This is a genomic window from Spirosoma sp. (assembly GCF_026391055.1).
Lineage (GTDB): Bacteria > Bacteroidota > Bacteroidia > Cytophagales > Spirosomataceae > Spirosoma.
On the sequence record NZ_JAPLET010000026.1, the window covers coordinates 968,011 to 981,124 of the forward strand.

Annotated in this window: 10 protein-coding genes and 1 pseudogene; 4 read left to right on the forward strand and 7 right to left on the reverse strand. The window is 50.8% G+C overall.

The annotated features are described in order from the left end of the window. Positions 1-55: 55 nt before the first annotated feature. The 5 genes from NT073_RS27480 to NT073_RS27505 form a co-directional block, all read right to left on the reverse strand. Complete coding sequence (locus NT073_RS27480; protein WP_097123977.1) at positions 56-970, reverse strand: ParB/RepB/Spo0J family partition protein; 915 nt, start codon at positions 968-970, stop codon at positions 56-58. Between the two features lie 102 nt (positions 971-1,072). Then, on the reverse strand, positions 1,073-1,855 hold the full coding sequence (locus NT073_RS27485; RefSeq protein WP_041615784.1) for an AAA family ATPase: 783 nt from the start codon (positions 1,853-1,855) through the stop codon (positions 1,073-1,075). 165 nt (positions 1,856-2,020) lie between these two features. Then, positions 2,021-3,043, reverse strand: coding sequence for an SPASM domain-containing protein (locus tag NT073_RS27490; protein ID WP_297380225.1), 1,023 nt, complete (start codon positions 3,041-3,043; stop codon positions 2,021-2,023). Between the two features lie 559 nt (positions 3,044-3,602). After that, complete coding sequence (locus NT073_RS27500) at positions 3,603-5,588, reverse strand: hypothetical protein (protein ID WP_297380228.1); 1,986 nt, start codon at positions 5,586-5,588, stop codon at positions 3,603-3,605. A gap of 172 nt (positions 5,589-5,760) precedes the next feature. Further along, positions 5,761-6,342, reverse strand: coding sequence for a hypothetical protein (locus NT073_RS27505; RefSeq protein WP_297380232.1), 582 nt, complete (start codon positions 6,340-6,342; stop codon positions 5,761-5,763). Positions 6,343-6,447: 105 nt separating this feature from the next. Here NT073_RS27505 and NT073_RS27510 point away from each other — a divergent pair, with 105 nt between their 5' ends. Both NT073_RS27510 and NT073_RS27515 read left to right on the forward strand, forming a co-directional pair. Next, the gene (locus NT073_RS27510; RefSeq protein ID WP_297380234.1) at positions 6,448-7,515 is read left to right on the forward strand and encodes an Ldh family oxidoreductase; all 1,068 of its coding nucleotides are present in this window, start codon (positions 6,448-6,450) and stop codon (positions 7,513-7,515) included. 129 nt (positions 7,516-7,644) lie between these two features. Continuing rightward, a complete protein-coding gene (locus NT073_RS27515; RefSeq protein WP_297380236.1) occupies positions 7,645-8,631 on the forward strand; it encodes an aldo/keto reductase in 987 nt (328 codons plus the stop codon). 56 nt (positions 8,632-8,687) lie between these two features. On the opposite strand, the gene NT073_RS27520 is transcribed toward NT073_RS27515, so the two are convergent. Both NT073_RS27520 and NT073_RS27525 read right to left on the reverse strand, forming a co-directional pair. After that, positions 8,688-9,299 carry an outer membrane beta-barrel protein gene (locus NT073_RS27520; protein ID WP_297380239.1) on the reverse strand — a complete coding sequence of 204 codons (612 nt, stop codon included), beginning with the start codon at positions 9,297-9,299 and terminating at the stop codon, positions 8,688-8,690. Positions 9,300-9,435: 136 nt separating this feature from the next. Continuing rightward, the gene (locus tag NT073_RS27525; RefSeq protein WP_297380242.1) at positions 9,436-10,110 is read right to left on the reverse strand and encodes a PepSY-like domain-containing protein; all 675 of its coding nucleotides are present in this window, start codon (positions 10,108-10,110) and stop codon (positions 9,436-9,438) included. A 341-nt stretch (positions 10,111-10,451) separates the two neighbouring features. On the opposite strand from NT073_RS27525, the gene NT073_RS27530 reads away from it, so the two are divergent. Together NT073_RS27530 and NT073_RS27535 are read left to right on the forward strand one after the other, a co-directional pair. Next, complete coding sequence (locus NT073_RS27530) at positions 10,452-11,957, forward strand: circularly permuted type 2 ATP-grasp protein (protein WP_297380245.1); 1,506 nt, start codon at positions 10,452-10,454, stop codon at positions 11,955-11,957. 107 nt (positions 11,958-12,064) lie between these two features. Continuing rightward, a pseudogene (locus NT073_RS27535) lies at positions 12,065-13,114 on the forward strand (gliding motility-associated C-terminal domain-containing protein); the annotation flags it as partial.

The following is a 13,114-nucleotide window of genomic DNA, read 5'->3' on the forward strand; positions in this document are numbered from 1 at the left end:
TTCGGGCCACTCATTCACCGGTTTAAGGTAATTTAACACGGTTACATTTATGAGTTTAACTCTGCGAGTTCAATACTTCCAGAATTTTGGTTAATTCCTCCTGCGAGGTGAATGGAATTTTGATTTCGCCCTTGTGCTTCTCGTCCGCTTTGATCGATACGCGGGTGCCGAACAGCGATGATAGCTTAAACTGAAGGCTGCGCATTTCCTGCTTGGGCAGCGTAACCCGCCGGGTACTTACCGTTTCCTGGCTCTCATCGGATAGATTCCGAACGGCCTCCTCTACTTTCCGAACCGACCACTCTTCATCGACAGCTCTGGTAAAGAGACGAATTTGCGCATCCGGATTTTCGATGTTGATAATAGCCCGGGCGTGGCCCATCGAAATTTTATTATCCCGCAACGATGCCTGAATAACGGGGGGCAACTTCAGTAGTCGAATGTAGTTGTTAACCGTTGTCCGGTTTTTCCCGACACGCTCACCCAGTTCCTCTTGCTTCAGGCTACACTCTGTAATGAGTCGCTGATAGCTGAGGGCAATTTCTATGGCATTCAGGTTTTCGCGCTGAATGTTTTCGATCAAGGCCATTTCCAGCATCTGCTGGTCATTGGCCGTTCGAACATAGGCCGGAATGTGGGTCAGGCCCGCTATTTTAGACGCCTGCAAACGCCGTTCACCGGCAATAAGCTGGTAGCGCTCTTTACCCAGTTGCCGAACGGTAATCGGCTGAATAATGCCTTGCGTCCGAATAGAGTCGGCTAGTTCCTGTAGCGCTTCTTCATCAAAGCGGGTTCGGGGCTGAAAAGGGTTTGTCTCGATCAGCGTGACGCTGATCTCGGTCATTGTGCTAATCGACTCAAACGGTGAAGGTTTAGTCTGCCGGCTAACCGATTCGCTGTCGTGCAACAAGGCACCCAAGCCGCGGCCCAATCCTATCATCTTCTTACTCGGTGCTTTGGTGTTGTCCATAAGACAAGTATGTATAATGTATGATGTATGGTGTATACTATAGGACAAGAGCGTCGGATCAGGTCATCCTATAGCATACACCATACATCATACATACTTGATTTAAGCTTCTTGCGGCATCATGCCGTTCTTGATCAGAATTTCTCGGGCCAGATTCAGGTAACTGACGGCCCCTTTGCTGTCAGCGTCCTGCGCCAGGGCAGGTACGCCGAAGCTGGGCGATTCGCTCAGCCGGATATTGCGCGGAATGATGGTGCTGAAAACCATTTGCTGGAAATGGCTCGTTACTTCACCAACCACCTGATTCGAGAGTCGAACGCGCAGGTCGTACATCGTCAGCAGAATACCTTCGATGGCCAGATGCGTGTTGAGCCGCGACTGAATAATTTTGATGGTGTTGAGCAATTTACCCAACCCTTCGAGTGCGAAATACTCACACTGAACCGGAATAATAACCGAATCAGCAGCAGTCAGGCTGTTAATCGTAATCAGGCCGAGTGAGGGCGAGCAGTCGATGATAATGAAATCGTAATCGTCCCGAATACTATCGAGCGTCGTTTTCATCTTATCCTCCCTATTTTGGAGGTTGATCATCTCAATTTCAGCTCCCACGAGGTCGATGTGCGATGGCAGCAAATCCAGATTCGGAAAATCCGTCTGAATTATAGCGTCCTGAGGGCGAACGCCCTCAACCATACATTCGTAAATGCTGTTCTCAATTTCTTTCGGATTGTACCCTAACCCGGACGTAGAATTCGCCTGGGGGTCAGCGTCAACAATGAGCGTCTGAAATTCGAGGGCGGCCAAGCTGGCGGCCAAGTTGATTGTTGTTGTAGTTTTACCGACGCCACCTTTTTGGTTGGCGATAGCAATGACTTTACCCATGGGTCTGTGCGTTGCAGACCCAAAGATGCCGGATAGTTTCCACGAAAGCAAGAACTGTTTCACGGAATGTTCCACAAAAATGAAAGCGTGGAAGAGCAAAAGAGCGAAAGGGCGACTCACATGGCCTTTTCGCTCTTTCACGCTTTCACGCTTTAACGCTTTAACTCACGCCCATACCTTGGTGCCTTCGGTACAGTTTTGGCACATCTCTATTTCGGAACGGGAACGGAGCAGAGTTTGCCGGAAGTCGGTGTAGGCAGGGCCTTGCCAGAGATCGGCGAAGGATTGATTCTGTAGATCACCGAGCCGGTGATGCGCATCTTTGTCGAAGCAGCAGGGTACCACCAGGCCATCCCAGGTAATGACGCATGAATGCCACATTTTCCAGCAGTGATCGCCAAAGCCGTTTTTGATGCGGTAGGTTCCATCAGCCTGGGGAGCGTAGCGGCTGTACTGATCTATGGTTGGCATCAGGTCGGAGCCTTGCTCGTAATCGTAAATCTGAGCCGTTTTCAGACCCACTTCATCGACACCCAGTTCGTGGGCTAATTTTTTCACCTCGGCAATCTGATGTTCGTTGGGTTTTACGACCAGAAACTGAAAGACGACATGGGGCGTCCGTGATTTCAATTCCTTTTTCCAGCGAATAATATTCTTTGTGCCCTCCAGCACTTTTTCGAGCTTTCCTCCTACCCGATACTGCTCGTAAACTTCCTGCGTGGTACCGTCAATCGAAATGATGAGCCGGTCTAGTCCCGATTCAACTGTTTTGCGGGCGTTGGCATCGGTCAGGTAGTGGGCATTGGTACTGGTGGCGGTGTATATGTTTCGGTCCGTAGCGTAGCGAACCAGTTCCAGAAATTGCGGGTGCAGGTAGGGCTCCCCCTGGAAGTAAAAAATCAGGTATAGCAGCGTATCGTGCAGCTCGTCGATGGTCCGTTTGTACAGGTCTTCGCCCAGCATACCAGTTGGGCGGGTGAACGACCGGAGGCCGCTGGGGCATTCGGGGCAACGAAGATTACAGGAAGTTGTCGGTTCAAACGAGACAGACATAGGCAAGCCTCGGTGCATAGCCTTACCCGTTCGCCGTGATTCATAGTAGCTGTACACTACTTTCAGCGCATTGGCGATGCGTTTGGGTGTTAGCTTGGAAGCAAAATTAAGGCCGTCGAGTACGTTGCGATTCATACGGTAAAGGTACGATTCAACCGGTTATCGGAACACCTTTTTCAGATCAATAGAAATTCCATTGGTTGGGTCAGTCAGCGTGTCGTTATGAAAAACCAGTTCCTCGTCGCCGGGCAACAACACAAAGATTACTCGAAGCATGGGCTGTACAAGCCAGTATGCTTTTACACCGATGGAAAAAAACAGAAGTGACTTCTCAATCAATTCTGTAACTGATTGAGAAGGGGATAGAATTTAAACCACTGTCAGAGAAACACGATCTACCTTAATTTCGTCCTGTAACCAGTTTATAGGTATTTCGGGAAAGATACTTAAATCAGGTACCGTGGGTGGATTTGTACTAATCAACGACATTTCACTACCGATGGTAAATTGATTTTCGTAACCATTCAACAACTGCTGTGAAATTCTAGCCTAAATTATGGCATGATTAAAAAAGGGAATGGGTTTATCTCTTTCAATTTCGTAATTCGTCAGAGCGGGTTGATCAACCATTGCTTCCATTTCGTTGACTGATTTAATTTCCTGAAATACACTAAAAAGTAACCATCCTGGCAATCTAGGAGAGTCTATAAACCTGGCAGCCCTGTTCCTCAAAAATGACGTCTCCAGCAACGAGGCCCGAGGCCGATTTTGGCAAATCGCCTGTCATACTTGCGGCAAATGTGAAGCCTGTTGGCTCGGTATGTGTCCAGATAAGGTAGTTTTTCCCATCAGTAGGACCTACCAGCCAACGCGTCTCTTTTCCTGCTATTTCAGGCCAGATACCTTCAGCAAAGGCACGCATCCGACCAATAGCCACAAACTGTTCGGCGTTTTGTCCCCAAACGAACGGCCCGTGCGTCACTTTATCCGGCTGGCGGTCGTCTTCGATCTGAAATACGTAGAGTTTCGAGTATTCTTCGTTTTCGCCCCGCTCTTCATGCCGATTTCGTACCTCAAAGCCCAGACCGACATAGCTCGGCATGTCGGTCAGGAAGAGTGCCGTGAAATACCGGAACAGATTTCCGGTCCGGTAAAACTCATCGAAACGCGGGTCGTCCTTATCGGCGGTCATAACCGTAAAATTGGGGGCAAACCGGCGCGTCTTCAGGTAGTCGGTATAGTCGGCAAAGTGTTTTTTAAAGGTTGGCGAGCCGACAACCATTGATTGCAGATCGCCAAGGGTTGAGTCGGCTTCAATGGCTTCGAGGTGGTCGAGTTCATTGCCATACCCCATGGTATCGGGCGGGGCCAGAAAGGTCTCGGCAAAAAATGCATAATGCGGTACGCTTTGCTGTACGTACTTTTTTATAGCCCGTAACGGATCATAAAATGCATCCGGCATGGCAGGCACACCCTCCGGCCGAAGCTGTACATGGGCCATGTCGCCCCGCATAAAATCGAAATTATATGTCTGCTGACAATCCCGAACGTTGCGGCAGATGTAATTCCAGGCGGGTACATTGGGTCGGCTGAAATCAAGCTCCCAATTACGGTTATTATCCATCGATTCGTAGAACCGATACCGCGCCAGAGGGCCAAACACCCGCGACATTTCTTGTGGCTGGTCGAACGCATACTGGTACCAGATCTGGCCAAAATCATCCACTACGAAGTCAGTGGGGTTAATATGAAGCCCTCGATAGGGCGGTGCCATCGTCATGGGTAGTGTCTCCAGCCCCAGGGCAACCAAGTGACGGATCAGGGCCAGCCGTCGGATAAGGCGTCCATTGTAATCATTGGGCAGTCCGAACAAGATACGCTGCCGTTGCTTATCGCTCAGGGTGACGGTCCCCCCTTGCTGGTCTGTCGAAAAAAACACCTCTTTGGTAAAGGTCAGGGGTGTTCCATCGGCAGCCCCCATACACTTCAGAAATTGCCAGATCGCTTCTTCGGCGTACCGATATACCAGACTGGAATGATCGAGCAATGTATCAGGTTTGCCCCCTTTTTCGTCGCGCTGTACCCACTCAAACAAGGCGGGCATGGTGAGTACCATTTCGGAGAAGCGATCGGTGTGCGGAATAACGTCCATACCAACAGTACGCCCTAACGCATGGAGCAGGTTGGTTACTACTTTCAGCTGCTTCTCGACGGTGTCGAGTGCGGGGACAAACCGGGCCAATTCGACGTCAAAGAATTCCGGGTTAATTTGCCAGCTTACCATCCCGTACAAACTCCCGACCACGCCCGGCTCCCAGATTGGCAGCAAATGAATACTGTCGTGACTGGCGGGTACGGTCATCACATAACTGATGATTTTCCAGAACGAGCCCAGAGTCCGAACGTTTACCCCGACCATATTACTGCGTTTCAGCCACGTACCATCGGTATAAATCTGAGCCGGGCTCTCAATCGTATCTGCCGGATCGAGCGCACGTCGCAGCGTCTCGTTTCCCAGCCGTTTATGCAGGATTTCCAGCGTTTGGTATACGGAAAACTGAATCGCCGTTTGGGGTAGCAAGTTCATGATGAACGACGAACGCCCCGATTGATAGGCTTCCGTATGGGCAGCGTAGTGCTGAGACCAGTCTGCTTGTATCGTATCGATGGAGGTTGGCATAAGGCAAATGTAAAGCGGTTTTTATAAAACCAAACACTGTCCTTTTGTGTCAAAAGAACACAGAACTGGCCGCTTTGATTAAACTATCCTACGTAAAACGGTCGCTATCAATTGACAAGTCCGCCCCTCATTACAGGCCAAAAAGCATTGATTTACCCGTATGTCGTATTCGTCAATACGTTCGAAGTACTTTAAGCTTATTGTTTTTGTTAAGACGAATGTGCGGATTACTGATGGTATGAAATATAAGCCCGCTCAGAACCAATGTTCCCACAACGGGCAATGTATTACTGTAAAAGCCCCGGTTATTGACGATATCGGCCAGCAGATACACGCCCCCGGCAATGGGAAAGAGTGTGCCCGCAGCCGTGATAAACGGAATACGTCGATTCAGGTAAACCATCTGCACATCGTCAAAGCGGAAGGTTACGGGTTCATCCCGGTTCATGACCTGATTCGCCATCAGCACGCTAAAGGTACTATCCGTTACATCGTACAATTGTTCCCGGTATTTCTCATTCCCGGCTTTGAAATGCAGTTCATCGCCTACAAAAAACCGGTAGCGCCGAAAGCCGCCAATCACATGGTTTACATCTAAAGCCAGGTACCGCGACGGCCGGATCAGGGCCGCAAAGGCCGGGCCCTTTCGTTGCAGCAATTGCTCCGTTGTGAGCGTATCCTGCGGCTGGGCAACGACAAACTGCCCCATAAAAACAAAAACCAGACTTAGTAACCACCCAAATTTGACTCTCATAAAGTGAATAAGTGAACTTGTTGTCAATAACAGGAAAAAACGGATAGTGGGCTCGTTTTTTAGAAAAAATTAACCTGTTCGCGAAGTGTTGGCTAATTTGCAGACATGATTACCGCTAACCAACTCCGAACGTTTACCGAACAAATATTCATCGCCATTGGCTGCTCCGAAACCGACGCCCGTCTGGCCGCTGATGTTCTCGTTAGTGCCGACCTGCGGGGCGTCGATTCCCACGGAGTCGCCCGTTTGCCGGGTTACGTCCGCCTGTACGACCTGGGCCGTATCAATCCAACCCCGCATATGCGCGTCGTTCATGAAACCCCGTCGACGGCAGTCGTTGATGGCGACCGTGGCCTGGGGCTAATCGTAGGTCCCTGGGCCATGCAGGTAGCCATTGAGAAAGCCAGGATTGCCGGCACCGGCTGGGTGGCCGTGCGCAACTCCAACCACTTCGGCATTGCCGGGTACCATGCCCTGCTGGCCGCGGAACAGGACATGATTGGCCAGGCCATGACCCACGCGGCCCCGCTCGTAGCCCCTACGTTTTCGCTGGATAAGCTTCTGGGAACAAACCCCATTGCCGTTGCCATTCCGGCCGCTACCGAACCTACGTTTCTGGCCGACTTTGCCTCTACGGCCGTGGCCTACGGCAAACTCGAAATCCTGCAACGCAAAGGGCAGGATATTCCGGAAGGATGGGCGCAAAACGCCGAGGGTCAACCCACTACCGATGCCAACGCCATTCGAAATGGCGGGGCACTCCTGCCACTCGGCACCGACCGCGAACACGGCTCCCACAAAGGCTACGGGCTGGGTGCCATTGTCGATATTTTTTCGGGGGTGCTGTCGGGGGCTAACTACGGTCCCTGGGTTCCGCCGTTCGCAACCGCCGGGTTTATGCAGGCCAATGAAGGGGTGGGTGTCGGAACCGGGCATTTTTTCGGAGCCATGCGTATTGACGCCTTCCGGCCCGCCGACGAGTTTAAAACGCATATGGACACCTGGATTCAGCGATTCCGGCAAGCCAAAGCCGTTGAAGGAAAACAGGTATTGATTCCCGGCGACCCCGAACGGATGATGGAAGCTGAACGACTCGCCAACGGCATTCCTGTTGTAGAGCCGGTTATAAAAAGCCTGAAAGAATTAGGAGAACGATTCGGTATAAACTTGTAGAAAGCACACAATCACTGAATACAGAGGCACGGAGAACAGAGATTAACTAATCAAATTTCAGTTGTCTACTCTCTGTGTTCTCCGTGCCTTTGGGTTGAATGAACCTAAACCAACTCTATTTACTTATTTATGAATTACCGAAAACTCGGAAAAACGGGCTTTAGCATTTCCGAAATCAGCCTGGGAACCTGGCAGGTTGGCGGCAAATGGGGCGACCCGTTCAGCCACGAAAACGCCGACAGAATACTCAATGAAGCCGTCGACGCCGGGATCAATTTCATCGACACGGCCGATGTATACGGCGATGGCGAAAGCGAAAAAGCCGTTGGGCGGCTGGTTCGCTCCCGGTCCGAACAGATTTATGTAGCCACCAAATGCGGTCGTCGTTTGCAGCCGCACACAAGCGAGGCCTATCAGCCCGATGTATTGCGCAAGTTCGTGGAAGACAGCCTGCAAAACATGGGACTGGAAACCCTCGATCTGATTCAGTTGCACTGCCCGCCGACCGAGGTTTTTTACCGGCCCGAAATCTTCGAATTATTCGACCGCTTGAAGGACGAAGGAAAAATTCAGAACATGGGCGTCAGTGTTGAGAAAGTGGAAGAAGGACTGAAAGCCATTGAATTTCCCAACGTGACCAGCGTTCAGATCATCTTCAATATGTTCCGGCAACGCCCGGCGGAGCTTTTCTTTACCGAAGCGCACCGGCGCGATGTGGGCGTTATTGTGCGGGTGCCGCTGGCAAGTGGTCTGCTGACGGGCAAGTTCAGCGCCGACACGACCTTTTCGGCCGATGACCACCGGAACTTCAACCGACAGGGGGCCGCTTTCGATAAGGGCGAAACGTTTTCGGGGGTGGATTACGAAACCGGGTTGGCCGCTGTCAATGAATTACGAACCGTCTTTCCCGACGATACCAATCTGGCACCCGATGCCCTCCGCTGGATTCTAACCTTCGATGCGGTGAGCTGCATTATTCCCGGTGCCTCGAAGCCTGAGCATCTGAGCTCGAACTTGCAAGCCATTGACCGCCCGGCCCCGTCGGCGGAGCAGCTGGCTGCCGTGAAGAAAATCTACGACGAGCGCATCAAAAATCCGGTTCATTATTTATGGTAAACGAGCGGCCTGAGTGGTGGCAGGTTCTCAAATCTGCCACCACTCAGGCCGCTCGTTTACTGACCCAGAAAGATCTGAAAACCAATTCCCAGACTCATGTAATTGGTTGTTGACACGGGAACTTCTATCTGAGTACCACCGCTGTTATAATTGGCGTAAGCTGTCTTGTATTTCTGCGAGATATAATTCAGACTGGCATTCAACGCAACGGAGCGATTGATAAAGTAAGCGACGCCAACCGTTGGGGTAAGCGTGGATGTAAAGCCCTTTCCCTTAATGTCCTGTCCCGAATCACGGTTGCGTATACTTGTCCATGAATAGCCATACGCCAGACCAATAAAAGGTTTCAGTTTACTACTTCCAATATAATAGCGCACGTAAGGAGACAGCCCAATAGAGGTACCGCTATTTCTTGCATCTCCGTTATAACTCGCGTATTTACTTGTATTTATACTAAGGGGGACCCCTGTACCAGCCTCCAGATTGTTTACTACGAAGTAACCTGCCGATGGCATTAAACTAGCTGCAAATGAACTGTATGTATCTTTTTTGCTATACGTTAAATTCCCAACAGTGGCGCCAGCAGTCCAGCGCCCTTTCTCGGTTTGAGCACTTGTAATGGTTAAGTTCGTCAATAGAATCAGGCAGGTACATAGTAATGCTTTCATAAACATTGATTAGGTAGTTAATAAAGCACAATAGTACGTACAGCCCCGTTCTGGCCCGTATCCGTTAATAAGATTTAACGAAAAAAGCCCGCGTCTTATGCGAGCTTTTTTCGTTAAACCACTCATTAATAATTCATTACTTCCCTTTTACCGCTCTTTTGAAAGTACCATCCGACCCAAAGACCAGAACAACCCGCTTGTTGTCGGCGGTTGTCATGTAGACGATGTAATTATTGTTCGTTGACTCCTGAGCGGCTTTATTGATCGTAGCCCCGGCGTAGTTTGTATTGATATACGTTATAATAGCCGCTGGCAGACTCGATACCGCTACCGTTGTGAGACTTGTCCCCTTTTCCGGACGAGGGTGATGGAGCGTATCGCCGGGTGCATGGTGCGTTGAATCCTTATGCATGTGCCGAAGCGAATCACCCCGTACATGATGTGCCGAATCGCCCGGAGCGTGGCCCCGTTTACCGTCAAGGGCTTTCACAAACGTACCGGTAGCATTGAACAGTAGCAGCTTAACCGAGTTGCTCACGGTAATAGCGACGACGTAGTTGCCCTGGCTATCCTTAAACGCTTCTTTAACGGTTGCACCCGCATACGTAGTTGTAATATACGTCGTAATGGCGGCTGGCAGCGTCGCTATATCTACGGCGGTCAGACTATGCGGCCCGGTAGCCGAGGTACTGGTTACACCGGCCGTACGGGCAGACGCATTAGTCGATGTAGGGTCGACAGCATTTTTGGTACACGCATTCATGCATACCGCTAAAGCCGCCAGAAAACTGAATACAAGCAGTTTTTTCATAAAAGCTATACGCTGGTTTTGTTAAAAATACAACAGAAAACTAAACGATATCCGAGCTCGTTTTTCGGCATTTCTCACTGTACGGCCTTCTTAAGGTTACCGTTGCAATGCCAACCGAATTTTAATTAAACTGGCGAATAAGCACTTGAAAGGTGCATAGGCGGAAAATAGATTTAAAAACACCGAGAATAGGCTACTTTCGGCACGTCAGCTGCGATGATTTTGTGCCCCATGGCAAATAATGAAATTCGGAACTTTACTTTTGCAATCCTTTATTTGTACATTCCGCCAACCAAGCCGATTCTGTTTGGCAATTCAGTACCGTTACAATATATTGTTCCATGAAAAAACAAAACGCCCGTCAATCCCAATCGCAAACACTCAATGGCATGACACAGTCACAGGGTCAGGCCAATACTAATTTTTCGTTCAGCGATTACCAGACTGAAAACTTTTTTGATGAGATGTTCGCCAGTGAGATGCAGGTACGGGCAGGCTATGCTCCTTTCCAGCAGCGCGTTGAGCAGCTTACCCGCGAGGATCTTATCGGGCGACAGCATGCAGCCGAACGGGCACTCATGAGCATGGGCATTACCTTTAATGTCTACTCGGAAGGTGAAGGCACCGAACGGATTATGCCCATTGACATTATCCCCCGAATTATCGAATCGGCCGAGTGGGACCGGCTCGAAGCGGGGCTAATCCAGCGTATTAAAGCCATTAATATGTTCCTGGACGACGTCTATAACGACCAGAATATTCTCAACGACGGCGTTGTTCCCCGCGACCTTATCGAATCCAGCAAGTCCTTTTTGCCGGGCTGTTTAGGTGTAAAACCGCCAAAAGGAATCTGGTGCCACATTACCGGTACCGACCTGATCCGGGGTGAAGACGGGACCATGATGGTACTTGAAGATAACCTCCGCTGCCCGTCGGGGGTGTCGTATATGCTCGAAAACCGCGAACTCAACAAACAGACTTTCCCCGATGTGCTGGCCCAAACGGGCGTTCGGCCGGTTTCCGACTACCCGACGCGGCTATTGCAGATGTTGCAGTACATTGCCGACCGGCCCAACCCAACGGTGGTTGTTTTAACACCCGGCATTTACAATTCGGCTTATTTCGAGCATTCGTATCTGGCGCAGCAGATGGGCGTTGAACTGGTTGAAGCCCGTGATCTGGTGGTATCGGGTGGTTATGTGAAAATGCGTACAACCAAAGGATTCCAGATCGTTGATGTTATCTACCGCCGTATTGATGACACATTTTTAGACCCCAAAGCCTTCAATCCAGATTCGATGATTGGCGTACCGGGCATTTTTGAAGTGTACAAAAAAGGGCGTGTTGCGCTGGCCAACGCACCGGGTACGGGTGTTGCCGATGATAAAGTGATTTACGCTTACGTGCCCCGCATCATCAAGTATTACATGGGCGAAGAAGCCATCATTCCAAATGTGAAGACGTACATCTGCCGCGAAGAGGAAGACTGCGCCTACGTTATGGAAAATATTGAAAAGCTGGTTGTTAAGGAAGCCAACGAAGCGGGTGGCTACGGTATGCTCATCGGCCCAAAAGCGACATCGGAAGAGCACGAATTATTCCGTCAGAAGATCAAGGAGAACCCCCGTAATTACATCGCCCAGCCAACTATTTCACTGTCACGCGTGCCCTGCATCGTCGGCGACCATGCCGAAGGCCGACATGTCGATCTGCGCCCGTATATCCTCTATGGCGATGGCGTAAACGTTATCCCCGGCGGGCTTACCCGTGTAGCCCTGCGCAAAGGCTCCCTCGTGGTCAACTCCTCGCAGGGCGGTGGCGGCAAGGACACCTGGGTGTTGTATTAGTAAGTATAGTGAGTGAAGTAAGGCTGGCAACCCATTCCCCTTACTTCACTCATTTTCTTTATACTCTTTTCCTGCGTAGGGCGTTTTAGATGAAACGGCAGTAATCTATGCGTTCTATCTATTTACTCAGCGCTACACTTCTCTTTTTTTGTATTATTCTGAAGCCTGTAACGAGTCAGGCATCCCATGTTCGGGCGGGTGAGATCACCACCAAACGAACTTCCCGAACCGCGTTAACTTACGAGATCACGTTTACGGCCTACTTCGACGAAACTCCCGGCGGTAAGCAAGCCGCCGATGCAGCAAACAGCTATACCCTCTGCTTTGGTGATGGTACAACGGCGGTGGTCGAACGTAGCCAGCGAACTTTTATCAACCGGAATACCTCATCCATCAATATCTACAAAGCGGTTCATACGTACCCCGGCCCCGGCACCTACACCATCGGGATAACAGTTGTCAACCGAAACAACAATACGCTCAACCTGCCACCGGCCGGTCAATCGGCTCAACTTCCCTTTTTCGTATCCACGACAATCAGCATCAACGCAGCCCTCTTAGCCAATTCGACCCCAGTGATGCTCAACCCACCGCTGGACTCGGGACGGGTGGGCCAGAAGTTCTGCCATAACCCGGCCGCCTTCGATGCCGATGGCGATAGCCTCGCTTACCGGCTGAGTATACCTAAAACATCACCAACCGAAAATAGCTGTACTGGTCGGAATATCCCCTCGTATCAGAGCCCAACGCAATTCAGTACTGCCAGTGAAAATGGGGGTACGCCAACGTTCAGTATTAACCCTATCACCGGCGAACTCTGCTGGGATTCGCCGGGCCAGGTGGGTCAGTTCAACTTTGCCTTCATCATTGAGGAATGGCGCAACGGGGTGCTCATCGGCGAAATCACCCGAGATATGCAGATATTCATCGTCGACAGCCCTAATAAACGCCCGCTAATCCAGCCGATACCGGACCTGTGCGTGGAGGCAGGGGCCCTCATCACCCAACCCGTCACGGCCACCGACCCCGACGGACAGCGCGTCATCATCTCTGGCTTCGGGGGCGTCTTCAACATCGGCGCCGACCGGCTCCCCCTGCCCGCCAACGAGCTTATTCCCCCCGCCTACGCCCGGCTCATCAACGGCGACATCATCCAG